Below are 25,720 nucleotides of genomic sequence, written 5' to 3'. Positions count from 1 at the left end.
GGGCCCTGGCCGGCCGGCCCGGCATCCAGGTCACCGACACCGCCGCCCAGGCCGAGACCCTCCGCTCCCTGATCGACCGGATGACCCGGATCACCATGGCGCTGCTCTCCTTCTCCGTCGCCATCGCCGGCCTCGGCGTCGCCGCCACCCTGATGCTCAGCGTCAGCGAACGCGCCCGCGAGATCGGCATGCTCCGCGCTATCGGCATGTCACGCCGTCAACTCCGCCGCATGCTCACCCTGGAGGCGCTGCTGCTCTCCCTCGCCGCCGCCCTCGCCGGCACCGGTCTCGGCCTCGCCTACGGCTGGGCGGCGGCCCGCTCCGTCACCTCCGGCATCGGCACCCTCGGCGGACCCCCGGTGCTGCTCGTCCTCGCCGCGCTCGCCCTGACCGTCCTGATCGGTCTGGCCGCCGCCGTCCTCCCCGCCCGCCGGGTCGGCCGGATGACGGTGGTCACCGCCCTGCACGCAGACTGACGGCGACTCAGTACCTGACTGCCGGTCACATTCCGCCGGGCTGCCCGGTCCTCCTTCTGAGAAGGCCGGACCACTCGTACACCGGGGGCGCGGCGGGCCGGCCTTCGCACTCACCGCGACGGGTCGCCGTCGCGGTCCGCGAACGCAGAGGAGGGGCCGTCATGGCCGAGGAACAGCGCAGCACCGACACCCGCGGGACGTCGCGGCGCAGCGCACTGAGAGCGGCCGTGGCCGGGGCGGGGGCACTCACCGCGACGGTCGCGGGCGCCGCCACCGCCCGCGCGGACGGGCCCGGAGGCGGCACGCCCACCTTCGTCCTGGTGCACGGCTCCGGCAGCAACTCCTTCTACTGGCAGCCCCTGCTGCGGGAGTTGGGCCTGCGCGGACACCGCGCCCTCGCCGTCGACCTGCCCGGCCACGGACTCGGCGCGTACCTCCCCGAGTCCTACCAGTTCCCGCAGGACCTCGAACGGCTGCGCACCGAACCGTCCCCGCTCTCCCGGGTGACGCTGGCCGACTTCGCCGCGCACGTCGTCGGCGTGGTCCGGCGGGCGCGCCGCAACGGCCCCGTCGTCCTGGTCGGCAGCAGCCTCGGCGGCGCGACCCTCAACGCGGTCGCCAACCAGGTGCCCGAGCTGATCGCGCACCTGGTGTACGCCTCCGCGTTCTGCCCCACCCGGCACCCCTCGGTGCTCCGGCTCGTGATGACGCCCGAGGGCGCCACCAGCGCGATGTTCCGGATCCCGCCGGTCCCGACCGCGCCCGAGCTGGGCGTCAGCCGGGTCGACTGGCGCTCCGGTGACCCCGCGTTCTTCGCCGCCGTCAAGGACTCGCTCGCCGCCGACCGCACGGACGCCGAGGTCCGGGCCCTGATGAACATCCTCGAACCCGACGAGTCCGCGGCCGTCGGCGCGGACGAGGACGCCCGCGGCCTCCCCGACCGCTGGGGCCGCGTCCCGCGCACCTACGTCCGCTACACCCAGGACCGCACCATCCCGCTCGCCCTCCAGGACCTCATGATCCGCGAGGCCGACGCCACCACCCCCCACAACCCCTTCCGCACCCGTTCCCTCCCGGCCCCGCACGCCGGCCCCCGCGACCCGTCGCTCCTCGCCGACGAACTCGACCTGGTCGCCCGGCTCTGCCGCTGACGGCACGTCACGCCGCCGCTCCGGCGACCGGCTCGGGAAGCAGTTGCCGGAGCGGCCGGGGAGCGCCCGTCAGGCGGGGAGGCCGACGGCGCGCTCCCCGGTGCGGCGCTGCTGGACGACGACCGCGACCACGAGCAGCGCGCCCTGGGCGACGTTCTGCCAGAAGGAGTTGATGCCCTGTCCGGTGAGCCCGTTCTCCAGGGCGCCGAGGAGGGCGACGGCGAGCAGGGTGCCGCCGACGGTGCCCTTGCCGCCCTTGAGGGCGCAGCCGCCGAGGGCGGCGGCGGTGATGGCCTTGAGCTCCAGGCCCTCACTGCCGGAGGTGGGCTGTCCGCTGCCGGTGCGGGCGGTGAGCAGGATGCCGGCGACGGCGGCGACGGCGCCGATGAGGGCGTAGACGGAGACCAGGTACTTGTTGATGTCGATGCCGGCGAGCCGGGCGGCGGTGTCGTTGCCGCCGACGGCGTAGATGTTGCGGCCGATGTCGGTGCGGGTGAGCAGGACGTGGACGGCGAGGGCGACGGCGACGAGGATCCAGACCATCACCGGGAGCCCGGCGATCCGGCCCCGGCCGAGGAAGACGAAGACGGCGTCGTTCAGGACGTAGCCCTGGGCCCGGCCGTCGGAGAGGAGCTGGGCGAGGCCCTTGTAGGCGGCCAGGCCGGCGAGGGTGGCGATGGTGGGATTGACCCGGCCGTACACGATGACCGCGCCGTTGAGGACGCCGACCAGCAGGCCGACGGCGACGGCGGCGGCCATGCCCGCGAAGGCGTTGGAGCCGGTCGAGGTGAAGGCCATGGCGCTGACCACGGAGGCGACGCCCGCCTGGGAGCCGACCGAGATGTCGAGCCCGCCGCAGATGATGACGACGGTCTGGACGACGGCGAGCAGGCCGGTGATGGTGGCGGCCTCGGCGATCACCTGCATGTTGGTGAGGCTGAGGTAGTGGTCGTTGAGGAGGCCGAAGACGGTGAGGACCGCGGCCAGGGCGCCGATCAGGCTGAGGTTCTGCCCGCCGACGGCGCTCAGCAGCGCGGTCCCCGCGGCGGGCCGGCGCCGGGCCTCGTCGTCCGGGACGGCCGGCGGTGTGGTGGCGGTCGTCATGAGCTCGCTCCCGGGTCGCTCGTGCTGATGTCCTCGGCCATCGCGAGGGCGAGGACGGCCTCCTCGGTGGCTTCCGCACGACTCAGCTCGCCGGTGGTGCGCCCGTTCTGCAGGACGACGATCCGGTCGGCGAGGCCGAGCAGTTCGGGCAGTTCGGAGGAGATCACCAGGAGCGCGACGCCCTGTTCGGCGAGGTCGGCGACGATCCGGTAGATCTCGGCCTTGGCGCCCACGTCGATGCCGCGGGTGGGCTCGTCGAGGATCAGCACCTTGGGCCTGCGGGCCAGCCAGCGGGCGAGGACGACCTTCTGCTGGTTGCCGCCGGAGAGCTTGCGGACCTCGTGCTCGACGGACGGCGTGCGGACCCGCAGCCGGTCGGTGTACTCCTGGGCGAGGTCGCGCTCCGCAGCCCGCCGGACGAAGCGGAAGCGGCGCAGCCGCTCCAGCACCGCGACGGAGATGTTGTCCCGGACGGTGCGGTGCAGGAACAGCGCCTGCGCCTTCCGCTCCTCCGGGGCCAGGCCCAGGCCGGCGCGGATCACCGCTCCCGGCCTGCCGGACGGCAGCGGCTTCCCGTCCAGGGTGACGCTGCCCGAGCGGACGGGCAGGTCGCCGGCGAGCGCCAGCGCGAGTTCGGAGCGTCCGGCGCCGATCAGCCCGGCGAGGCCGACCACCTCGCCGGCGTGGACGCGCAGGTCGATGCCGCGGACCCGGTCCGTCGTCAGGCCGCGGACGTCCAGCACGACCCGGTCGGTGACGACCGGGCGGCGGACGAACACCGTCGACAGGTCGCGGCCGACCATCAGGCGCACCAGCTCGTGCTCGGTGGTGGTCCCGGCGTCGCGGACGCCGACCAGGGCCCCGTCGCGCAGGACGGCGATGCGGTCGGCGAGGCGGAAGATCTCCTGCATCCGGTGCGACACGTAGACGACGGCCACGCCCTGCTCGCGCAGGCGGCCGATCAGGGCGAACAGGGCGTCGACCTCGTGCTCGGACAGCGAGGAGGTCGGCTCGTCGAAGGCGATGACCCGGGCGGCGCTCCCGCCGGTCAGCGCCCGCATGATCTCGACCAACTGGCGCTGGGCGGCCGTCAGTTGCGATCCGAGCAGGTCCGGTTCCAGGACGTCCGCGAAGCCGAGCCGATCGAGGTCCGCGACGATCCGGCGGCGGAGCTCGGCCCGGTCGAGGCGCCGGCCGGCCCGGCGGGGCAGGGAGCCGACGTAGACGTTCTCGGCGACCGGCACGTGCGGGACGATCTCGGGTTCCTGCGGGATGATCCGGATGCCGGCGGCCCGCGCGTCGGCCGGGGAGCGCAGGTCCACCGGCCGCCCGTCCAGCAGGACGCGTCCCCCGGTGGGCCGGTGGTCGCCGGTGAGGATCTTCAGGAGGGTGGACTTGCCGGCCCCGTTCTCGCCCATGAGGGCGGTGACCCGGCCGCCGGGGAGGTCGAGGGTCACGTCGCTCAGGGCCTGCACCGCCCCGAACCGTTTGGTGAGGCCCTCGACCCGCGCCCCGGCGCCGGGGTCGGGCCGGCCGGCGGGCGGACGGGAGTGCGGGGTCGCGCGGCGTGCTCTGCTCACTGGGTCACCTCGGAGAAGGAGCGGAGGAGGCCGCCCGCCCCACCGGGCGACCGCGGGGGAGGACGGTCAGTTGCAGGTGACGCCGGCGCTCTTCCAGGTGGCGGCGTCGACCATGGTGGTGGAGGCGAACGCCTCGGCGGGCATCTCCTTGTTGTTCTTCAGCCGGTCGTACATGGTCTGCACGGCGAGTGCGCCGACGTCCCTGCCGTTGATGAACAGGGCGGCCTTCATCCCCGACGGCCGGCCGCCGCTCCAGTCCTTGCAGGCGAGGTAGGCGCCGAGGCCCACGCCGTCGATGTCCTCGGGGCCGACGCCGGCGTTCTGCAGGGCGGTGACGCCGCCCTGGACGTTCTCGTCGTTGCAGCCCCAGACCACCCAGTGCTTGACCCCGGGATTGGCGGTGACCGTCGCGGCGACCTTGTCCTGCGCGCCGGTCGGGGTGTTGTCGGTGGCGACGTCGATGACCCGGACCCCGGGGACGACGGCGTCGAAGGCCTCCTTGGCGGCCCTGACCCGGTCGCCGCAGACGGTGACGTCCTGCTTCCAGGCGGAGACGATCCGGGTGTCGGCGGCGTTCCAGCCGGCCTTCCGGTACTCGTCGGCGGCGCGCCTGCCGACCTCGCCGCCCATCTGCGCGCCGGAGAAGCCGATCCGCGGCACCAGGTCGGACTTGGCGCACTTCGCCGGGTCCGGCCCGGTGGCGCAGACCTGGTCGTCCGAGGTGAGCAGGGCGATCCTCGCGTCCCGCGCGGTCTGCACGACCTGCGGGCCGACGGCCGGGTCGGGCACGACCACGATGACGCCGTTGGTCTTCCGGGCGATCGCGGACTGCACCTCGCTGACGGTCTTGTTGGCGTCGTTGCCGAGGTTCACCACCTTGAGGTCGACGCCCAGTTCGGCGGCCTTGCTCTTCGCGCCGGCCGCCTCGCCGACGAAGTACTCCTGGTCGCCCTGCTTCTGCAGGTAGGTGATCGAGATCCTCCCGTCGACCGGGGCGACCGAGGGGGCGCCGGAGACGGACTCCTGGCCGGTGGAGCAGGCGGTGGCGGTCAGGCCCAGGGTCAGCAGGAGTCCTGCGGCGGCACGGCGATCGATGACACGGAACATGAGGGAGGCTCCTTCGCACCGGGCTCCGGCGGCCCGTAAACCACCAGAAACCAACATGCTCGAACGCGACTGACACATCACAGTGCCATTGCACTGACATGTCAAGAGCGGGTGCAGCGGTGCCCGCCCGTGACGTCAGTTCGGCTTGAACCGTTGCCAGGACGGCGCGTTCGGGGTCTTGAGGGCTGGTTTCCGGTCTGGCTACCATGCGTTGCTTTCTGTTGGAAGTTCCTCCGGTCGCCAACCCCTGGAGATGGATTCAACAGAACCGACCGCCATGCGACATTCCCTCACACGCTCACCTGGAGCGCCCCCATGCGTCCACCCGCGTTACGCCCCCTGCTGCACGCCCTCGCGGCGCTGTCCCTCGCGGCGTCCGGCCTGACGGCCGCCGTCGCCGCCTCCACCCCCGCCGCCGCTCTCGACAACGGCCGCGCCCTCACCCCGCCGATGGGCTGGAACTCCTGGAACACCCTGGGCACCGCGGTGACCCAGCAACAGGTCGTCCAGACCATCGACTTCATGTCCTCCAAGGGCCTGGTGGCGGCCGGCTACGACACCGTCACCATCGACGACGGCTGGTCGCTCTCCCACCGCGACGGCCAGACCGCCGACTTCGCCAAGAACTCCTACGGCGCGATGCAGCTCTACGACGCCGACCGCAACCCCACCAGCGGCACCGACGGCACCGGCTTCGACCTGACGACGGGTCACCTGATTCCGGACCCGGACCGCTTCCCGGCGCGCACCGTCGACGGGCAGACCCTCAACGGCATCCAGTACCTGTCGTGGTACGCCCACAGCAAGGGCATGAAGTTCGGCCTCTACGCCACCGGCACGTACACCACCTGCCAGGGGCACCCGGGCAGCCTCGGCCACGAGTCGACCGACGCCGCCGACTTCGTCGCCTGGGGCGTCGACTTCGTCAAGTACGACGACTGCCCCTACGGCCCGCCGATCGTCGGCCCGGACGGGTACGACTACGGAACCCAGGGCGAGGGCCGCGAGCTGACCCGCTCCCTCTACGCCCGCACGCAGGACTTCCAGCGCGCCCTGGACGCCGCCTCCGCCGCCCGGGGCCGGCCGCGCGTCGTGCTGAGCGTGTCCGCCCAGCCCGTGCACACCGGCGTCCCGCACCTGCTGGCCGGCGACGACCCCGCCCGCACCGACCCGGTGATCGCGGCGGCCGGCACCCCCGCCCGGCAGGCCCCCGGCTACGCGCCGACCGGCATCTGGTGCGGTCAGGTCGCGAACCTCTGCCGGATCGGCGGCGACCGCGGCCCGGACCTGGAAGGCGTGCTCCTCGACGGCCAGTTGCGGACCGCGCTGCAGTACCCGGGCAACGTCCGGCCGGGCAGCTGGAACGACCTGGACATGATGTTCGCCGGCTGGCTCGACCCGTACGGCCTCTACGGCACCACCGACACCTGCACCTGCCACAAGCCGATGAACGACACCGAGTCCCGCAGCGAGATGTCGATCCTCGCCATGACGGCCTCCCCGCTGATCTCCGGCGCCGACCTGCGCAGCGCCGCCGACTCCCAGCACAGCTCCGACGGCTACACCTGGTCCACGGGCATCAGCGACTCCGCGCTCGCCGTCTACAAGAACGCCGACGTCATCGCCGTCGACCAGGACAGCCTCGGCAAGCCCGCCACCCTGGTCGGCAACCCGCCGAACGGCCCCACCGACCCGCTGGTCCTCAAGCGGCAGCTGGCCAACGGCGACACCGCCGTCCTGCTGGTCAACCAGGACCCGAACTCCGCCCGGACCGTCTCCACCACCCTGGGCGCGCTCGGGCTGACCGGCCCCGGCTACTCCTCCAAGGAGCTGTGGACCGGAGCCACCGGCGACCTCACCGGCACGCTCGGCGCCACGCTCGCCCCGCACGGCACCGCCATGTACCGGCTCAGGGCCCTGCCCGCCACCGTCCCCGCGGCGGTGATCGGCGACGGCCGCTACCACGGCATCAGCGCCGGCGGCACCGCCGGCCAGGCCCTGGAGGTCCGGGGCATATGCAGCGCCCCCGACGGCTCGACCACCGACATCAACACCTGGTGGGACTGGCACACCTCGGAGCGGTGGCGCTTCGACGCCAACGCCGACGGCACGGTGCACATCACCGACGACTGCTTCACCGACACCCAGGTGCACGGCACCCTCACCGGGCCGGCCGCGCCCGGCGGCGCGGCCTGGGTCCTCAACCGCTACGACCCCGACAGTCCCCACCAGAAGTGGCGCGTCGTCCAGAACACCGCCACCGGCGCGCTGACCATCACCAACGTCGCCACCGGCCTCGCACTGGACGCCCCGCAGTCCGCGCCCGCGTCCGCCGTCGTCCTCGACCGGCCCGACGGATCGGCCGCCGGCCAGTCCTGGAGCCTGCTGTCCTGAACCGGCGGACCCACCGAGCCCGGAGGGTGCCGCACCCTCCGCCGAGGAGCCCCGCTCCGTCCGGCCCACGCCGCGGCGTGGCGCGGACCGCGCGACGGCTCCGCCCCGATCCACTGTCCGTGCGGTCGAGTTCCGCACGTCTCGTTCCCCGGGAGGAACCTTGCAGCCCTTACGCGCACAACTGTCCCGCCGCCTCGGAGCCGCGCTGACGTCCCTCACCCTGCTGGCCGGCGGCGGCGCACTCGTCGTCGGCGCCCAACTCGCCACCGCACCACCGGCGCTGGCACTCGACAACGGCCTCAACCTGACCCCCCAGATGGGCTTCAACAACTGGAACACCACCTGGTGCGGATCCCAGTTCAACGAGGACCTGGTCAAGGGCATCGCCGACCTGTTCGTCAGCAAGGGCCTCAAAGCGGCCGGCTACCAGTACGTCAACCTCGACGACTGCTGGGCCCTGCCCGTCCGGGACCTGTCCGGCAACCTGGTGCCCGACCCGGTCCGGTTCCCGCACGGCATCAAGGCGCTCGCGGACTACGTCCACGGCAAGGGCCTGAAGTTCGGCCTCTACTCCAGCGCCGGCATCCACACCTGCGACGTCAAGGGCTTCCCCGGCGGCCTCGGCCACGAACAGCAGGACGCCGACCTGTGGGCCTCCTGGGGCGTCGACTACCTCAAGTACGACAACTGCAACAACATGGGCGTCGACGCGCAGACCCGCTACAAGGCGATGGGCGACGCGCTGAAGAAGACCGGCCGGCCGATCCTCTACAGCATCTGCGAATGGGGCTCCACCGGCCCGTGGAACTGGGCGCCTCCGGTCGGCAACTCCTGGCGCACCACCGGCGACATCAGCGACACCTGGCAGAGCATGATCTCCATCGCGCACGCCAACCAGGGACTCTCCGCGTACGCCAAGCCCGGCGCCTTCAACGACCCGGACATGCTGGAGGTCGGCAACGGCGGCATGACCGGCACCGAGTACCGCACCCACTTCAGCCTCTGGGCCGAGATGGCCGCACCCCTGCTGATCGGCGCAGACCTGCGCACCGCCCAGCAGGAGACGCTCGACATCCTCACCAACGCCGACGTCATCGCCGTCGACCAGGACCCGCTGGGCAAGCAGGGCTCGGTGGTCTCCAGCGACAACGGCCTGGTCGTCATGTCGAAGCCGCTGGCCGACGGCGGCCGCGCGGTCACCCTCACCAACGAGGGCTCCTACGAAGCCACCCTCACCACCACCGTGCAGGCCGTCGGCATCGGCGGCGCGCCCTCGTACACGGTCAAGGACCTGTGGTCGAAGAAGACCGGCATCAGCACCGGGACGATCAGCGCCACCGTCCCCGGCCACGGCACCGCGATGTTCCGGGTCACCCCGAGCACGCCCGTCCCGCCGCCCACCGGCATGAGCCAGCTCAGCGACCTGCCGTTCCTCGCCCAGCTCAACGGCTGGGGCCCGGTCGAGCGCGACCGCAGCAACGGCGACTGGGCCGCCGGTGACGGCCACACCCTGTCCATCCGCGGCACCACCTACGCCAAGGGCATCGGCACCAACGCCGCCAGCGACCTCACCTTCAACCTCGGCGGCGCCTGCAAGAACCTGGTGACCGCCGTCGGCATCGACGACGAGACCTCCGGCAACGGCTCCGCCGTGTTCCGGATCTTCAAGGACGGAACCCTCGCCGCCGACAGCGGAAGGCTCACCGGCAAGGACCCGGCGAAGAAACTCGCCGTCGACCTCACCGGCGCCGCCACCCTGCGCCTGGTGGTCACCGACGGCGGCGACGGCACCAGCTGGGACCACGCCGACTGGGCCGACGCCCGGATCGCCTGCGGCAACGGCCCCGCCGCCGGCGCCCACCAGCTCTCCGACCTCACCTGGACCTCCGCCAGCAACGGCTGGGGCCAGGTCGAGAAGGACACCAGCAACGGCGACAACCAGTCCGGCGACGGACACACCATCACCATCAACGGGGCGACCTACGCCAAGGGCCTGGGCACCAACGCGCCCAGCGAGATCGTCTACTACCTCGGCGGCGCCTGCACCTCGCTGACCACCGACGTCGGCGTCGACGCCGAGGCCATGGGCCGCGGCACCGTCGCCTTCCAGATCTGGAAGGACGGCACCAAGGCCGCCGACAGCGGCGTACTGAACGCCGCCGCCGGCGCCAAGCACCTCACCGCCGACCTCACCGGCGCCAACGAACTCCACCTCGTCGTCACCGACGGCGGCGACGGCAACAACAGCGACCACGCCGACTGGGCATCCCCGGTCCTCACCTGCTGACCCACCCGCAACGCCCTCGACGTGCGGTGCCGGACACCCGCCCGGCACCGCACGGCCCTCCTACAGGTCGTAGTACAGCTCGAACTCGTGCGGGTGCGGGCGGAGGGCGATGGGGGCGATCTCCTGGGTGCGCTTGTAGTCGATCCAGGTCTCGATCAGGTCGGTGGTGAAGACGCCGCCGGCCAGGAGGTACTCGTGGTCGGCTTCGAGGGCGTCGAGGACGGCGCCGAGCGAGGCGGGGACCTGGGGGACGGCGGCGTGCTCGTCGGGGGCGAGCTCGTAGAGGTCCTTGTCGACGGGCTCGGCGGGCTCGATCTTGTTCTTGATGCCGTCGAGGCCGGCCATCAGCATGGCGGAGAAGGCCAGGTACGGGTTGGAGGCCGGGTCGGGGGCGCGGAACTCGATGCGCTTGGCCTTGGCGTTGGAGCCGGTGATCGGGATCCGGATCGCGGCGGAGCGGTTGCGCTGCGAGTAGACCAGGTTGACCGGCGCCTCGAAGCCGGGGACCAGCCGGTGGTAGGAGTTCACCGACGGGTTGGTGAAGGCGAGCAGCGACGGGGCGTGCTTGAGGATGCCGCCGATGTAGTAGCGGGCGGTGTCGGACAGGCCCGCGTAGCCCTGCTCGTCGTAGAACAGCGGGGTGCCGTTCGTCCACAGCGACTGGTGGACGTGCATGCCGGAACCGTTGTCGCCGAAGATCGGCTTGGGCATGAAGGTCGCGGTCTTGCCGGCCCGCCAGGCGACGTTCTTGATGATGTATTTGAACAGCATCAGGTCGTCCGCGGCGTGCAGCAGGGTGTTGAACCTGTAGTTGATCTCGGCCTGCCCGGCGGTGCCGACCTCGTGGTGCTGGCGCTCCACGGTCAGCCCGGCGCGGCCGAGTTCGAGGGACATCTCGGCGCGCAGGTCGGCGAAGTGGTCGACCGGGGGGACGGGGAAGTAGCCGCCCTTGTACTTGACCTTGTAGCCGCGGACGTCGCCCTCCGCGGAGCCGGTGTTCCAGGCGCCCGCGACCGAGTCGATGTGGTAGTAGGACGCGTTGGCGCTGGTCTCGAAGCGCACCGAGTCGAAGACGTAGAACTCGGCCTCGGGCCCGAAGTAGGCGGTGTCCGCGATGCCGGAGGAGGCGAGGTACGCCTCGGCCTTGCGGGCCACGTTCCGCGGGTCGCGGCTGTAGGCCTCGCCGGTGATCGGGTCCTGGATGAAGAAGTTGATGTTGAGGTGCTTCTCGGTGCGGAACGGGTCCAGCCGGGCGGTGGCGAGGTCCGGGACGAGCGCCATGTCGGACTCGTGGATGGCCTGGAAGCCGCGGATCGAGGAGCCGTCGAACATCAGCGTCTCGTTCGGGTCGAAGGTGTCGGCCGGAACGGCGAGGTGCTGCAACACGCCCGGCAGGTCGCAGAACCGGACGTCGACGAACTTGATGTCGTTGTCCGCGATGTACTGCTTCACCTCGTCGGCGTTGGTGAACATCCGTACTCCTCCTCGGCGTGCGGGTCTGAGCCTCCGTCAGGGACGACGGGAGCCCCCGTGCAGGGGGCTCACGATAGGAATGACCCGTTTCCTGATCGTGACTCGACTGTTTCCCACATGTTAACCAGGCCATTCGGGCGGGCGGCAAAGCGGTACGGTCCGGGGCAAATCGACGGCCCCACAGATGACGTCTACCCAGAATGGTTCAGACCACTCCTGGCAGTCGGCCGAACCCCGGTTCACCCCGACGGGATTCCGGCCGGGCGCGCCCCGCCGCGGGCCCGGCACCGGCCGCGGCGGTAAGCCCGGTTAGGGTGGATCCGTGGACACCAGAGAAGCACTCGGATCGTGGATCGACGGCCCGAAGGCGGCCGCCGAGAAGATGGGCGCCGACTTCGGCCACCGCGGCGAGCGCCTCGGCCTGCCGCCCGCCGGCCCCGGCTCGATCGCCGGCCCGGCCGCCGGATCGGCGCCCTGTTCGTGGACGGCTGGCTGGTCAGCCTGGTCGCCTACGGCCTGATCTCGGGCGGCGACCAGGGCGCGGCCAACCTGTGGACCACCCCGCTGTGCTACGCGGTCACCGTGCTGTTCCTGGCCACCACCGGCACCACCATCGGCAAGCGCCTGTTCGGCCTGCGGGTGGTCCGCCTCGACGGCCGCCGCGCCACCATCCCGCAGGTGCTGCTGCGCACCCTGCTGCTCTGCCTGGTCATCCCGGCCGCCGTCTGGGACCGCGACACCCGCGGCCTGCACGACAAGGCCGTCGGCACCGTCGAGGTCCGGATCTGACCCGGAAGCACCGCCGGGAACGACCCCGGGAGCACCTCCGGAACGGCAGCGCACCCGGAACGCTCCCGGAACGTCGAACGGCCCCGCTCGCGGAGAGGAATCTCGCGAGCGGGGCCGTGGTGTCCTACGGGGGAGTGGGCGCCTAGCGCGCGCCGCCCTTGGGCATCCGGGCGCCCTTCGGCATCGGGCCCTTGGGGATCGGGGCCTTCGACAGCAGGTCGCCGAGCGCCCGCAGCCGGTCGTTGGTCTCGGTGACCTGGGCGGCGGTGATCGCCCGCGGCAGCCGCATCAGGTGGATCTGCAGCTTCTTGAGCGGGATCTCGCCCTCGCCGTTGCCGACCATGATGTCGTGCACCGGGATGTCGCCGACGACGCGGGACATCTTCTTCTTCTCGGACGCCAGCAGCGGACGCACCCGGTTCGGGTTGCCCTCGCCGATCAGCGCGATGCCGGCCCGGCCGACCGCACGGTAGACCGCGTCCTGGCTGCGGGTGACCGCGACCGGGGTCTGGTTGGCGCTCCAACCGCGACGGATGTTGCCCAGCACCGCGGCGACCGCGCCCGGCTGGCCCTCCATCTGCCCGAACGCGGCCCGCTCGGCACGACGGCCGAACACGATCGCGACCGCCAGCACTGCCACCACGAAACCGAGAATGCCCAGGTAGACCGGGTGGTCCAGGGCGAAGCCGATGGCGAGGAACACGCCGAAGGTCAGCAGGCCGACGCCGGCGATGATCAGGCCGATCTTGGAGTCGACCTGCTTGGTCATGACATATGCCTGGCGGATCTGTGCGAGCCGCCCAGGAGTATCGGATTTTTGCCTCGCCATACCGCTCATGGTACGTGGCGGCGGTGGCGATCATCCAAGGCGGTGCCGGTTCCGTGACCCTGGACTTTCCCGGATCCCGGCGCGGACACCGACCGTGTCTCAGGCGCTGCGCTCGGGCACCCGTACGGGGCGCTCGCGCTCGTCCGCAAGCCGCCGGTTCTCGCACACCGCCGCCCACGCGTTGCGGCGCGCGCCGCGGATCAGCAACACCTGTTCGGCCCGCCGCAGGGCGGTCCTGAGTCCGGTACGCATGACGTCACCAACTCCTCGACCCGGGGACCGCTCCAGCGTCCCGGACGCCCGTTACCGTACGGTGACCCGGCCGTCAATGCCACGTGAAACGTCGGCGGTTAGCCCGGACAGCCCCGGACGCGCCGGCGGGCGGACCCGGCCGCGGCGGGGCGGCCCGGACGCGCCGGAGGGCGGACCCGAACGGGCCCGCCCTCCGTGCACGGCACTCACCGGCGGCTCAGACCGCCGCCTGCTCGCGGCGCTCCAGCGCCTGCCGGTACAGCCGGCCGGCCCGGTACGAGGAGCGCACCAGCGGGCCGGACATCACACCGGCGAAGCCCAGCTCCTCGGCCTCCTCCTGGAGCTCGACGAACTCCTGCGGCTTCACCCAGCGCTCCACCGGGTGGTGGCGCAGCGAGGGCCGCAGGTACTGGGTGATGGTGATCAGCTCGCAGCCGGCGTCGACCAGGTCGGACAGGGCCTCGCTGACCTCCTCGCGGGTCTCGCCCATGCCGAGGATCAGGTTCGACTTGGTGACCAGCCCGGCCGCCCGGGCCTGGGTGATGACGTCCAGCGAACGCTCGTACCGGAAGGCCGGACGGATCCGCTTGAAGATCCGCGGCACCGTCTCCACGTTGTGCGCGAGCACCTCGGGGCGGGAGGAGAAGACCTCGGCGAGCTGCTCCGGGACGGCGTTGAAGTCCGGGATCAGCAGCTCGACGCCGGTCCGGCCGGCCTCGCGGGCGGCCGTCATCGCGTGCACCTGGCGGACGGTCTCCGCGTACAGCCACGCGCCGCCGTCCTCCAGGTCGTCGCGGGCGACGCCGGTGATGGTGGCGTAGTTCAGGTCCATCGTGACGATGGACTCGGCGACCCGGCGCGGCTCGTCCCGGTCGAACTCGGCGGGCTTGCCGGTGTCGATCTGGCAGAAGTCGCAGCGGCGGGTGCACTGGTCGCCGCCGATGAGGAAGGTCGCCTCGCGGTCCTCCCAGCACTCGAAGATGTTGGGGCAGCCCGCCTCCTGGCAGACCGTGTGCAGCCCCTCCTTCTTCACCAGGGAGTGCAGGGCGTTGTACTCCGGCCCCATCTTCGCCCTGGTCTTGATCCACTCGGGCTTCCGCTCGATGGGGGTCTCGCTGTTGCGGACCTCCAGGCGGAGAAGCTTCCTGCCGTCGGGTGCGACAGCGGACACGTGCGACTCCTAGAACTAGACGGGGTACCCCAAAGGGTACGCCGTTGCTTCGGTGGCCTGCTCCCGGCCCCGGGCCTTCGTTCGGAAGGCAACGCGGGGCGCGGCGCAGCGATTCCGGGCCCCGCGGGGATCAGACCGCGACGGCCGGCTCGGGCAGTTCGGCGAACACCTCGGCCAGCTTCCGCTCCACCGTGGCCACCGCGTCCGGGACGGCGAACGGACGGGCCAGCTCGCCGCTCAGCGAGGCCACCCCGGCGTCGCGGATGCCGCACGGGACGATCTTGTCGAAGTAGGTCATGTCCGGGTCGCAGTTCAGCGCGAAGCCGTGCATGGTCACGCCGCGGGCCACCCGCACGCCGATCGCGGCGAGCTTGCGGTCGTCGCCGCGCTGGCCCGCGTTGGACGGGGCGTACTCCGGGCCCGCGAGCCGCGGGTCGATGCCCAGCGGCAGGCCCATCCGCAGCGTCAGCTTGCCGATCTCCACCACCTGGGAGGGGTCGACCACCGCGCCCGGGATCTCCGCGCCGAGCTTCCACACCCCGCTGCGGCCCTCGACCCGGGTGGTCTCCACGCCGAACTCGGAGCACGCCCGGATCAGCGCCTCCTCCAGCCGGCGCACGTACGCCACCACGTCGATCGGGTCCGGCAGCTTCACGATCGGGTAGCCGACCAGCTGGCCGGGGCCGTGCCAGGTGATCTCGCCGCCGCGGTTCACCTCCACCACCGGGGTGCCGTCCAGCGGCAGGTCCTCCGGGTTGGTGCGCTTGCCCATCGTGTACACCGGGTCGTGCTCCAGCAGCAGCACGGTGTCGGGGATCTCGTCCGCCACCCGCAGCGCGTGCAGCCGCTGCTGCTCCGCCCACGCCTCCTGGTAGGGGACGGTCCGCTCGCCTATCCCCATCCGCACGAACCGCACGTTCTCGCTCACCACAGACTCCCTGCCGGCCGGTTCAGCCCAACCTCGCCACTGTACGCCGAGGGTGCGGAAACCCGGGCGCGGGGAGCTCCGCCCCTGCTAGTCACCGGCCAACAGCAGCAGCCGCAAAGCGAGTTGAAGCTCCAGCGCCCGCTCCGGCTGGTTCCAGTCCCGTCCGAGCAGCACCTCGACCCGGTCGAGCCGCTGCACCACCGTGTTCACGTGGACGTGCAGCAGGTCCTTGGCCCTGGTCAGGCTGCCGCCGCAGTCGAAGTAGGCGCGCAGGGTGCGGACGAGCTCGGTGCCGCGCTTGGCGTCGTAGTCCAGCAGCGGCCCCAGCGTGGCGCGGACGAAGCCCTCGACGTCGTGGCCGTCGCCGAGCAGGACGCCGAGGAAGCCGAGGTCGGCCGCGCACGCGCCGTCGCCCTCGCGGCCGAGGACGCGCAGCGCCCGGACGCAGCGCACGCCCTCCGCGTAGGCGGCGGCCAGCGCGACCGGCCCGCTCGCGGCGCGGCCGGTGCCCACGGTGACGGGCGCCCCGACGAGTCGGGCGAGGCGTTCCGCGGCGGTCGCGGCGACCGCGCCGTCGCCGGTGCCGTCGTGCGGGACGAGCAGCACCACGCCGTCGCCGAACTCGGCGCTGATGCCGCGGGAGCCGAACAGGTAGCGGGCGGCGGCGCCGGCCAGCCGCTCCCGGGCGGAGCTCTCGGCGGCGACGGCGACCAGCACCAGGTGCGGGCGGCCGAGGTCGACGCCCAGGCGGCGGCCGCGCGCGGTGAGGCCGGACGGGTCGCGGTCGGGGGCGGTGAGCAGGTCGGCGAGGAGCTCGCCGCGGACCCGGTTCTCGGTCTCGGCGACCGAGCGCCGCAGCAGGAGCAGCAGCGCGGTGACCACGCTGGCGCGTTCGAACACCCGGCGGTCGGCGTCGTCCAGCTCGGGTCTGCCGTGCAGCACCAGCGAACCCAGCAGTTCCTGGCCGGCGAGGACGGCGCACACCCAGTCCGCGCCGTGCCGGACCGCGTGGCCGCCGGTCCGGGAGGAGGCGACGGCGTCCGCCAGGCCGTCGGGCGCGCCGCCCGGACCGGTGAGCGGGGTGCCCTCGGCGTCGTGGACGGAGGCCTCGCCGTCGAGCAGCGCGGCGACCTCGGCGGCCACGTCGGAGACCTCCGCGCCGCGCAGCACCAGGTCGGTGAGCCGGTCGTGGGCCTGCTCGGCGCGCTGGACGGAGCCCGCGTGGGCGCGGATGACGGCGTTGGCGGTGGCGAGTTCGGCGAGCGCCGCGCGGGTGTCGGCGAGCGACTTGGCGGTGTCCAGGGCGATCGCGGCGTGCGCGGCGAGGGTGCAGAGCAGGGCGACCTCGTCGGGGGAGAAGGCGCGCGGGGTGCGGTCGGCGGCGAACAGCACGCCGATCACGGTGCCGCCGAGCAGCAGCGGGACGCCGATGATGGCGACCAGGCCCTCGTCGAGCACGCCGGCGTCGATCTGGCCGGTGTGCCGGAAGCGCTCGTCGACCCGGTAGTCGTGGGAGGCGTAGGGCCGGGCGGTCTGGGCGACCAGGCCGCCGAGGCCGTCGCCCAGGCTGAGCCGGAGGGTCTGGAAGAGCGGCGAGACGGAGCCGTCGGTGACCCGCATGTAGGTGTCGCCGGCCTGCTCGTCGGGGAGCGTGAGGTACGCGGTGTCGGTGCCGAGCAGCATCCGGGCGCGGCGGACGATGGCCTGCAGCACGGCGTCGAGGTCGCGGGAGGCGGCGAGGTCGCCGGCGGTGTCGAACAGCGCCGTCAGCTCGGCCTCGCGGCGGCGGTGCTGACGCATCGTCCGGTGCACGCGCAGGGCCTGCCAGGTGGCGTCGTCGATCTCGGTCAGGACCTGGGCGGGTGCGCCCTGCCGGCGGGCGTCGGCGAGGACTTCGGCGAAGTCCTCGGTGGCGGCGCCGGTCGCCAGCAGGTCGAGGAGTCTGCGCAGCGCCGGTGCGGCGGTGGTGTGGCGGTCCATTCGGTCTTCCCTGTCACTCGTGCCCCCCGTGGCCCCGTTCGCCCGCGGCCCGTCGCAGGAACGGGCCGGGGCCGCGCCGCCGGGCGGGTTGCCCGGTGACGCGGCCCTGATTTTGTCGGAAGTGCTCAGACCGTCGTATCGGCCTTCACGGAGTCCACCCGAGCGTCGTCCGCCTCGGCGAGGTCGGCGCCGCGGGTCTCCCGGCCGCACAGCACGGCGAGGACGGTGATCGCGGCGGCGATCGCCACGTACACGGCGATCGGGGTGGCGCTGCCGTAGTCCTTGAGCAGCGCGGTGGCGATCAGCGGGGCGGGCGCGCCCGCGGCGACGGAGGAGAACTGGGCGCCGATGGAGGCCCCGGAGTAGCGGGTGCGGGTGGCGAACAGCTCGGAGAAGAACGCGGCCTGCGGGGCGTACATCATGCTGTGGAAGACCAGGCCGACGGTGACGGCGGTGACCAGGGAGGCGAAGTCCTTGGTGTCGACCATGCCGAAGAACACGAACGACCAGATGCCGACGCCGACCGCGCCGACCAGGTACACCGGCTTGCGGCCCACCCGGTCGGAGAGCGCCCCGAACAGCGGGATCAGCGCGAACTGGATCGCCGAGCCGATCAGCACGGCGTTCAGCGCGGTCTGCTTGGGCAGGTGGGCCTGGCCGACGGCGTACGCCAGCACGAAGGTGGTCATCACGTAGTACGAGATGTTCTCCGCCATGCGGGCGCCCATCGCCACCAGCACGTCCCGCCAGTGGTCGCGCAGCACCGCCACCAGCGGCGGCTTCTGCGGCTCCGTCCGCTGCTCGGCCGCCGCCAGCGCCGCCTTGAACAGCGGCGACTCGTCCACCGCCAGCCGGATCCACAGCCCGACCATCACCAGCACCGCGGACAGCAGGAACGGCACCCGCCAGCCCCAGGCCAGGAACGCCGCGTCCGACTGCACGGCCGTCATCAGCGAGAGCACGCCGGCCGCCAGCAGGTTGCCCGCCGGCGCGCCGCCCTGCGGCCAGGACGCCCAGAAGCCGCGCCGCCGCCGGTCGCCGTGCTCGGAGACCAGCAGCACCGCGCCGCCCCACTCGCCGCCCAGCGCGAAGCCCTGCACCAGCCGGAGCGCCGTCAGCATGACCGGCGCCGCCACGCCGACCTGGTTGTGCGTCGGCAGGCAGCCGATCAGGGTGGTCGCCCCGCCCATCAGCAGCAGCGACAGCACCAGTAGCTTCTTGCGGCCGATCCGGTCGCCGAAGTGCCCGAACACCAGCGCGCCCAGCGGCCGGGCGGCGAACCCGATCGCGTAGGTGAGGAAGGACAGCAGGGTGCCCGTCAGCGGATCCGACTTCGGGAAGAACACGTGCCCGAAGACCAGCGCCGCCGCCGATCCGTACAGGAAGTAGTCGTACCACTCGATGGTGGTGCCGATCAGCGAGGCGGCGACCACCCTGGGCAGGGAGGCGGGTCTCGCGACGTCGGGAGAGGCAGCCATCTGGGATTCCCTTTGCGGAAGTGGGGGGTGAGGGAAGGTCAGGACCCTATCGGCCCGCTGCGGCCGGACTCAGTGCGCGGTCCAGCCGCCGTCCACCGGCAGGCTCGCGCCGGTGATGTAGGAGGCGCTCGGGGTGCACAGCCAGACCGCCAGCTGCGCCACCTCGGCCGGCTCGATCAGCCGCTTCACGGCGGTGCGGTCGAGCATGATCTGCTCCACCACCTCGTCCTCGTGGATGCCGTGCGCCAGCGCCTGCGCGGCGATCTGCTTCTCCACCAGCGCAGTGCGCACGTACGCCGGGTTGATGCAGTTGCTGGTCACCCCGTACGGGGCACCCTCCAGCGCGACGGTCTTGCTCAGGCCCTCCAGCGCGTGCTTGGCCGTCACGTACGCCGACTTGAAGGCGCTGGCGCGCAGGCCGTGCACCGAGGAGATGTTGACCACCCGGCCCCACTCGCGCTCGTACATGTGCGGCAGGGTGCGGCGCAGGATCCGGAACGGGGCCTCCACCATGACCCGCTGGATCAGCGTGAACCGCTCCATCGGGAACTCGTGCACCGGCGCGACGTGCTGCAGGCCGGCGTTGTTGACCACGATGTCCGCGTCGGCGGGCAGCGCGTCCACCGCGTCCGGGTCGGACAGGTCGGCCACGTGCGCGACCCCGCCGATCCGCTCCGCCAGCTCCTCGGCGGGCGCGGCGGCCAGGTCGACGACGTACACGCGAGCGCCGGCCGCGGCGAACGCCTCCGCGCAGGCCCTGCCGATGCCGGAGGCGGCGCCGGTGACCAGCGCGGTGCGGCCGTGCAGCGAGGGCTGGGGGAGCGGGTCAGAAGTGGTGTCCATGGCCGAGAACGGTAGGAATCCGCGGCCCTCGCAACGATGTGGGCGGACACCACAGCATCCCCGCCCTTCGTGGTGTCGCCAACCATGCGCCCGGAACGCGGGCAGCGGCCCCCGAACTCAAACACGCGGCGCCCGTGCTTCCTCACAACGGGCGGGGCTGCTTCACCCGTTCGGAGGATGGGCGGGCCGAATCCACCCATAGCGCCCCAATGCTCGCTACATTCGCGCCGATTCCCGATCAGGGGGCGCTGTCCCGGGCAGGAGGGGCCGGAACGGCGCCTGAGAGGTGTGGACTGCTATGCCCCAACGGCCCGTAATCGACAGCCCGGCGTACCGACCGCTCGACCCGCTCGACCCGCGCCCGACCGGAGCGGCCGAGACCCCTCCGCGCGCCGCCGAGCCGGCCGACACCCCGTCCGCCGGGCGCGCCCAGAACCCGCAACTCGCCGCGCTCATCGAAGAGTCCGGCTTCTCGCACGCCGGCCTCGCCCGGCGGGTCGACCAACTCGGCCTGGAACACGGCCTCGACCTGCGCTACGACAAGACCTCGGTGACCCGCTGGCTGCGCGGCCAGCAGCCGCGCGGCGCCACCCCGGCCCTCATCGCCGAGGTCTTCACCCGCCGGCTCGGCCGCCGGCTCACCGCCCAGGACGTCGGCCTGGACGCCTGCGCCCCGGTCTACGCCGGACTGGAGTTCGCCGAGACCCCGCAGGAGGCCGTCGACATCGTCGCCTCCATGTGGCGCAAGGACAACGGCCCCTACGCCGAACTCCGCAAGATCGCCTTCACGCCCGCCGGACTCGTCGTCCCCAGCCGCGACTGGCTGATCGGCCGCACCGACGAGCGGGTCGCCCGCGACGGCACCACCCTCACCCCCGAGGAGCTGCGCACACCCCCGCAGAGCGGCACCGCCCGGGTCCCCCAGCAGGCCCCCGCCGCCCGGCCGGCGGCGCCCCGAACCCGCCGCCGCGGACGCCCGGGAGAGCCGGCCCCGGTCCGGGTCGGCCGCGGCGACATCGCCGCGATCCGCGCCGTCGGCGACCTGTTCCGCGCCCTCGACCACGCCTACGGCGGCGGCCACGCCCGGCAGGCGCTGGTCCGCTACCTGGAGAGCGAGGCCGAGCCGATGCTCCGCGGCCGCTACGGCGAACAGATCGGCCGCGCCCTGTTCGGCGCCGTCGCCGACCTGACCAGGCTGGCCGGCTGGACCTCCTTCGACATCGCCGCGCACGGCCTCGCCCAGCGCTACTTCGTCCAGTCGCTGCGGCTGTCCCAGGCGGCCGGCGACCGGATCCTCGGCGGCTTCGTGCTCACCACCATGAGCCAGCAGGCCGTCCACCTCGGGCACGCCCGGGAGGCCATCCAGCTCGCCCGGGTCGCCCAGCAGGGCGTCGGCACCACCGCCGCGCCCGTCGTCCAGGCCCTGATGCACGCCGCCGAGGCCCGCGGCCACGCCCTCGCGGGCGACGTGCGGGCCTGCACCACCGCCCTGGTGCGCTGCGAACGGGCCCTGGCCACCGCCCGCAGCGGCGACGAAGTCCCGTCCTGGGCCCGCTACTTCGACGACGCCCAGCTCGCCGACGAGTTCGCCCACTGCTACCGCGACCTCCAGCAGTGGCGGCCCGCCGCCCAGCACGCCGAGAAGTCGCTGCGGCTGCGCGCCCCCGCCTACGCCCGCAGCCGCATCCTGTGCCGCCTGGTCCTCGCCTCGGCCCGGCTCGGCATGGGCGACGTCGACGAGTCCTGCTCGATGGCCACCGACTCGCTCCGCGCCGCCGGCGAGATGCGCTCCGCCCGCACCGTCGAGTACCTCCGCGACTTCCACCGCCGCCTCGCCCCCTACCGCACCACCCCCGCCGCCCGCGCCTTCGAGGAGGCCACCCGGCAGGCGGGGGTGATCTGACCGGGGGAGGCGACAAGCGGGGCCCGGGGAACGGCGGGCCGAACTGCCGTTCCCCGGGCCCCCGCCCGCTACGCCGCTGCCTCGACGACCCCCGGGTCCGTCCGCACCCCCAGGTCGCGCAGCACCGCGCCCGCGGCCCGGCGGGCCGAGGCGAGGGCGCCGTTGAGGGTGCCGGTGTCGCGGTGGTCGCCGCAGACGTAGAGGCCGGCCAGCAGGCGGACGGAGCGGCGGAAGTGGTGCGGCGGAGGCATCGAGACCACCGCGTCCGGGACGTGGCGGACCGTCAGGAACTCCCAGGCGGCGGTGGAGACGCCGTACAGCTCGGCCAGCCGGCGGCGGACCGCCGGCTCGTCGCCGGCCGGGCCGCCGGAGTCGAAGGCGCGGCGGCCGAGCACGGTGGTGGCGATCAGCGCGCGGCCGTCGGGGGCGTAGGACGGGTCGGCGTCGCTGAGCACCAGCGAGTGCGAGATGCCGGAGCGTTCGGCGTCCAGCAGCAGCATCGGCTCGCCCAGCGGGGAGCGGTTGGCCGCGTGGTAGTAGGTGGTGACGGGGTGGAACCCGGGCTGCCGCAGCCCCGGGAGCAGCGCGCCGGCGGTCGCCGCGTCGGTGGCGACGACCACCGCGCGGGCCCGGATCCGGCCGTGCGCGGCGGTCTCCACGCCGTCCGCGCCGACCGAGGTGACCTCCACGCCGAACCGCACCGTCCCCTCGGGCAGTGCGGCCGCCAGCTGGGCGGGGACGGCGCCGATCCCCGCCGCCGGGAGGCACAGCCGCCCCTGGGCGTAGGCCCGCAGCACCAGGTCGGCGACCCGGCTGGAGGTGCCCAGCGCCGGGTCGGACAGCAGCGCGGCGAGCAGCGGACGCAGGAAGCCGTCCACGGTGCGGGCGGGCAGGCCGCGGTCGGCCAGCGCCCGGGCCGCGGTGGTCTCCTGACGGGCCGCCAGCTTGGCGGTGGGGGTGGCGGCGAGGCGGGACAGCATGGCGGCCAGCCGGGCCCGGTCCAGCGGGGTGCCGAGCGGGCTGCGGGTGGCTGCCTGCCGGGCGGGGGTGAGGTGCGGGTCGCCGGCCCGGTAGGTGCGGCCGCTGCTGTGCACCAGGACGCCCGGGGCGAGCGGGCGGAGCTCCAGCCGGTCCAGGTCGAGGCTGCGGCCGAGTTCGGGATGGGCGGTGTTGAGCAGGTGGCCGCCGAGGTCGAGGCGGAAGCCGTCGAGTTCCCGGGTGGCGGTGCGGCCGCCGACGCGCTCGGTGGCCTCCAGGACCTGGACGTGCAGGCCCCGGGCGGTCAGTGCGGCAGCGGTGGCCAGCCCGGCGACGCCTGCGCCGACCACGATCGCGTCGGGGTCGGTGGCGTGGACACGGCTGATGAAGTCATGTGCGGGCACGAGTGGGTGCTCCCTCCCTGGCGGAGCCCTCCGCGGCCGCCGCGCGCGGCGGTGCCCGCGAGCGTGCGGGTGGGTGCCGGGGCGGGCCGCGGGGGACAGGACAACGTGGTCCGTCGGTGTGATGCCCAGTCACCCGGCTACCCAGACAAGCGCCGGATACCCAATCGGGTGATCGGACCGGAAGCGGGAACACGTCGATTCGGTTCGGTCACCCACCGTGCGTCAAACCTGGCGCGCAGAGCAGGAACGGGCGCACACTGTCACCGTTCACACCCCACGCGCCGTCCCCATGCACCCGTGCGCCCCCCTGACGTGCCGTCAGGAGCCCATTGCGGAGGCGTCAGGAAGAACGCCGCCCCAACGCCGCCGACACAATCGACGCCAAGTCCGGGTCACCGAACTCGAACCCCGCGTCCAACAGGGCCCTCGGCACCACCCGGTGACTGCCCACCACCTCGACGGCCATCTCCCCGAGCACCGCGCGCAACGCCCACTCCGGCACCGCGAACACCGCGGGCCGCCCCAACTGCCCGGACAGCTCGGTGGTCAGCTCGGCGTTGGTGACCGGCGCGGGCCCGGTCACGTTGACCGGACCGCTCAACTCCCGGTGCTCCACCAGGAAACGGAGCGCGGCGACCTCGTCGGCCAGTGAGATCAGGCTCCAGTACTGACGGCCGCTGCCGAGCCGGCCGCCCAGCCCGAGCTTGAACGGCGGCAGCAGCCGGGCCCCCGCACCGCCCCGCGGATCGAACACCAGCCCGGTGCGCGGGTGCACCACCCGGATCCCGGCGTCCGCGGCGGGCTGCGCGGCCCCTCCCACTCCTGGCACACCACGGACAGGAAGTCGCTGCCGCTGGGCGCCCGCTCGTCGATCACCTGGTCGCCGGTCTGCCCGTACCAGCCGACCGCCGACGCGCTCACCAGCACCTCCGGCGGCGTCTTCAGCCGGGACAGCGCGGCGGCCAGCGTCTCGGTGCCGAGCACCCGGCTGTCCCGGATCTCCCGCCGGTAGGCGTCCGACCACCGCCGGTCCCCGACGCCCGCCCCGGCCAGGTGCACCACCGCGTCCACACCCTCCAGCGCGGCGCCGTCGATCTGCATCAGCAGCGGGTTCCACCCCACCCCGACCGTCCCGTCCGCCTGCGGCCCGGTCCGCGACCGCCGCCGCACCAGCCGCAGCACCTCGTGCCCGTCCCCCACCAAGGAGTCCACCAGCGCGGACCCGATCAACCCCGTGGAACCTGTCACCGCGATACGCATACCGCCCATCCTCCCAGCCCTCACGACCCCGCCGACGGCTACGACCCGCACACCGCCCCGGTCTGTCCAGAGTTGACGCCACCTCAGCGCAGCCCCGACCACCGGCACACCGAGCCCGGTCCCGCGCCGCGCGCCCCCGACCCGGCCCTCGGCCGATCACCCGACCCGCCCGCAGCTTCCCGGTACCCGCCCGCACGCACGGCCTGCGGCCCGCCGCTGTTCGCCCGCTGGCAACAGTCGGGCCTGTCCACGAGGTCCGGCCCGGCGTCGCTCGTTCTCCGCCGACCACCTGATCCGTCTGCCGATCGCCCGGCCCGCCGGGAGCCGCCGCGTTCGTCGGCCGCAGCGGCCCGGGCTCGTCCCCGGTGCGCCCGCGGCCTGTGGCGCTTCTCGTTCCCCGCCGTCCGCCCGGTCCACCGTCCGCTCCGACGCCGTCCGGCCGCTCCGGGCGGTCCCGGTGCTGCGTGCGCCGTGTCCGTTCTCCGGCCCGGCGTTGCTCGTTCTCCGCCGACCAGCTGATCCGTCTGCCGATCGCCCGACCTGCCGGGAGCCGTGGTGCCTGCCGCCGCGTCCGTTGCCCGCAGCAGTCCGGTGCGCCCGTGCGCTGCGGCGCTTCTCGTTCTCCGTCGTCCACCCCGTCCGCCTTCCGTTCCGACGCCGCCCGCGCAGGGCGCTCGCGTTCCGCCTGCCCCTTGGCGCGGAGACAATTCCCGGCACGAACGGATGGGGTGCGCCTACCATGGCGGCCATGCCATCGACCGATCCGATCATCCGACCCGCGCAGGAGCTGGACGAGCAGGCGATTCGCGCCGTCGACCATGCCGTCTGGTCACCGCTGAGCGAAGTCGCTCCGAAGGGGGCGGCCGATGCGCCCGTCTTCGATCCGCAGCACCGGCCCGATCAGTACCTGGTCGCCGAGCTCGACGGCGAGGTGGTCGGCTACATCCGCCAGGTGCAGGAGATCCCGCTGGCGTCGAACGCCCATGTCCGGCAGATCCAGGGCCTGGCGCTGCTCCCGCAGGCCCGTGGCCGGGGCGTCGGCGACGCCCTGCTCGCCGCCGCCTGCGACGCCGCCCGCGCGGCCGGCGCCCGCCGGCTGACGCTGCGGGTGCTCGGCCACAACGCTCCCGCCCGGCGGCTGTACGAGCGCAACGGGTTCGAGGTGCTCGGTGTGCTGCCCGGACACTTCCTGCTGGAGGACGCCTACGTCGACGACGTGTGGATGGGCCGGGCCCTGGACTGACCGACGATCCTCTCGGTCCGTCAACTGCCCTGCGGCGCTGCCCGATTCGTGACCGACCCGGCGCTCCCGGGCGCAGGGGCAGGGCGGTAC

18 protein-coding genes and 2 pseudogenes are annotated in these 25,720 nt (G+C 73.2%); 7 read left to right on the top strand and 13 right to left on the bottom strand.

Going from position 1 to position 25,720, the window contains the following annotated elements; translation table 11 throughout:
* Both KCH_RS10720 and KCH_RS10715 read left to right on the top strand, forming a co-directional pair.
* Window positions 1-476 (top strand): ABC transporter permease (locus tag KCH_RS10720; protein WP_035861908.1); only part of this gene is annotated, 476 nt, incomplete at its 5' end.
* 161 nt (window positions 477-637) lie between these two features.
* Window positions 638-1,627 (top strand): alpha/beta fold hydrolase, encoded by a 990-nt coding sequence (locus tag KCH_RS10715; protein WP_035861907.1) that lies wholly within the window; start codon window positions 638-640, stop codon window positions 1,625-1,627.
* A gap of 69 nt (window positions 1,628-1,696) precedes the next feature.
* Here KCH_RS10715 and KCH_RS10710 read toward each other — a convergent pair whose 3' ends face one another.
* The 3 genes from KCH_RS10710 to KCH_RS10700 all read right to left on the bottom strand — a co-directional run bounded on the left by KCH_RS10710 (window position 1,697) and on the right by KCH_RS10700 (window position 5,418).
* Entirely contained in the window at window positions 1,697-2,731 is a 1,035-nt protein-coding gene (locus KCH_RS10710) for an ABC transporter permease (protein ID WP_035861904.1), read from the bottom strand.
* Complete coding sequence (locus KCH_RS10705; protein ID WP_051653928.1) at window positions 2,728-4,206, bottom strand: sugar ABC transporter ATP-binding protein; 1,479 nt, start codon at window positions 4,204-4,206, stop codon at window positions 2,728-2,730. Before KCH_RS10705 ends, KCH_RS10710 begins: the two co-directional genes overlap by 4 nt.
* A gap of 171 nt (window positions 4,207-4,377) precedes the next feature.
* Window positions 4,378-5,418 carry a substrate-binding domain-containing protein gene (locus tag KCH_RS10700; protein ID WP_035861900.1) on the bottom strand — a complete coding sequence of 347 codons (1,041 nt, stop codon included), beginning with the start codon at window positions 5,416-5,418 and terminating at the stop codon, window positions 4,378-4,380.
* A 315-nt stretch (window positions 5,419-5,733) separates the two neighbouring features.
* Between KCH_RS10700 and KCH_RS10695 the strand changes: the two genes are divergently transcribed.
* Window positions 5,734-7,812 carry an alpha-galactosidase gene (locus tag KCH_RS10695; RefSeq protein ID WP_035861899.1) on the top strand — a complete coding sequence of 693 codons (2,079 nt, stop codon included), beginning with the start codon at window positions 5,734-5,736 and terminating at the stop codon, window positions 7,810-7,812.
* Window positions 7,813-8,128: 316 nt separating this feature from the next.
* Window positions 8,129-10,099, top strand: a complete 1,971-nt coding sequence (locus tag KCH_RS10690; protein WP_063750269.1) for an NPCBM/NEW2 domain-containing protein — start codon at window positions 8,129-8,131, stop codon at window positions 10,097-10,099.
* Between the two features lie 60 nt (window positions 10,100-10,159).
* On the opposite strand, the gene glnA is transcribed toward KCH_RS10690, so the two are convergent.
* Window positions 10,160-11,572, bottom strand: coding sequence for a type I glutamate--ammonia ligase (glnA, locus tag KCH_RS10685; RefSeq protein ID WP_035861896.1), 1,413 nt, complete (start codon window positions 11,570-11,572; stop codon window positions 10,160-10,162).
* 322 nt (window positions 11,573-11,894) lie between these two features.
* Between glnA and KCH_RS10680 the strand changes: the two are divergent.
* Window positions 11,895-12,361 (top strand): annotated as a pseudogene (locus KCH_RS10680) (RDD family protein).
* Between the two features lie 142 nt (window positions 12,362-12,503).
* On the opposite strand, the gene KCH_RS10675 reads toward KCH_RS10680, so the two are convergent.
* The 7 genes from KCH_RS10675 to KCH_RS10650 all read right to left on the bottom strand — a co-directional run bounded on the left by KCH_RS10675 (window position 12,504) and on the right by KCH_RS10650 (window position 19,842).
* Entirely contained in the window at window positions 12,504-13,190 is a 687-nt protein-coding gene (locus tag KCH_RS10675) for a DUF4191 domain-containing protein (protein WP_035861895.1), read from the bottom strand.
* 99 nt (window positions 13,191-13,289) lie between these two features.
* Window positions 13,290-13,442, bottom strand: a complete 153-nt coding sequence (locus KCH_RS42435) for a hypothetical protein (protein ID WP_167574028.1) — start codon at window positions 13,440-13,442, stop codon at window positions 13,290-13,292.
* Between the two features lie 217 nt (window positions 13,443-13,659).
* Entirely contained in the window at window positions 13,660-14,613 is a 954-nt protein-coding gene (lipA, locus tag KCH_RS10670; RefSeq protein WP_035861892.1) for a lipoyl synthase, read from the bottom strand.
* Window positions 14,614-14,743: 130 nt separating this feature from the next.
* Window positions 14,744-15,514, bottom strand: coding sequence for a lipoyl(octanoyl) transferase LipB (gene lipB, locus KCH_RS10665; RefSeq protein ID WP_035871482.1), 771 nt, complete (start codon window positions 15,512-15,514; stop codon window positions 14,744-14,746).
* Between the two features lie 114 nt (window positions 15,515-15,628).
* Window positions 15,629-17,521 carry a helix-turn-helix domain-containing protein gene (locus tag KCH_RS10660; protein WP_035861889.1) on the bottom strand — a complete coding sequence of 631 codons (1,893 nt, stop codon included), beginning with the start codon at window positions 17,519-17,521 and terminating at the stop codon, window positions 15,629-15,631.
* 125 nt (window positions 17,522-17,646) lie between these two features.
* Window positions 17,647-18,999 carry an MFS transporter gene (locus KCH_RS10655; RefSeq protein ID WP_051652947.1) on the bottom strand — a complete coding sequence of 451 codons (1,353 nt, stop codon included), beginning with the start codon at window positions 18,997-18,999 and terminating at the stop codon, window positions 17,647-17,649.
* 69 nt (window positions 19,000-19,068) lie between these two features.
* Window positions 19,069-19,842 (bottom strand): 3-hydroxybutyrate dehydrogenase, encoded by a 774-nt coding sequence (locus KCH_RS10650; RefSeq protein ID WP_035861886.1) that lies wholly within the window; start codon window positions 19,840-19,842, stop codon window positions 19,069-19,071.
* Window positions 19,843-20,140: 298 nt separating this feature from the next.
* Here KCH_RS10650 and KCH_RS10645 point away from each other — a divergent pair, with 298 nt between their 5' ends.
* Window positions 20,141-21,745 (top strand): NsdA family TPR-like regulatory protein, encoded by a 1,605-nt coding sequence (locus KCH_RS10645; protein WP_035861884.1) that lies wholly within the window; start codon window positions 20,141-20,143, stop codon window positions 21,743-21,745.
* Between the two features lie 68 nt (window positions 21,746-21,813).
* On the opposite strand, the gene KCH_RS10640 is transcribed toward KCH_RS10645, so the two are convergent.
* Together KCH_RS10640 and KCH_RS10635 are read right to left on the bottom strand one after the other, a co-directional pair.
* Window positions 21,814-23,127 carry an NAD(P)/FAD-dependent oxidoreductase gene (locus KCH_RS10640; protein WP_051652946.1) on the bottom strand — a complete coding sequence of 438 codons (1,314 nt, stop codon included), beginning with the start codon at window positions 23,125-23,127 and terminating at the stop codon, window positions 21,814-21,816.
* Window positions 23,128-23,467: 340 nt separating this feature from the next.
* Window positions 23,468-24,387, bottom strand: a pseudogene (locus KCH_RS10635) (TIGR01777 family oxidoreductase).
* Between the two features lie 739 nt (window positions 24,388-25,126).
* Here KCH_RS10635 and KCH_RS10630 point away from each other — a divergent pair.
* Window positions 25,127-25,630, top strand: a complete 504-nt coding sequence (locus KCH_RS10630; RefSeq protein WP_035861881.1) for a GNAT family N-acetyltransferase — start codon at window positions 25,127-25,129, stop codon at window positions 25,628-25,630.
* Window positions 25,631-25,720 lie beyond the last annotated feature (90 nt).

This window comes from Kitasatospora cheerisanensis KCTC 2395, assembly GCF_000696185.1.
GTDB lineage: Bacteria > Actinomycetota > Actinomycetes > Streptomycetales > Streptomycetaceae > Kitasatospora > Kitasatospora cheerisanensis.
This window is presented reverse-complemented; position numbering and strand designations above follow the sequence as displayed.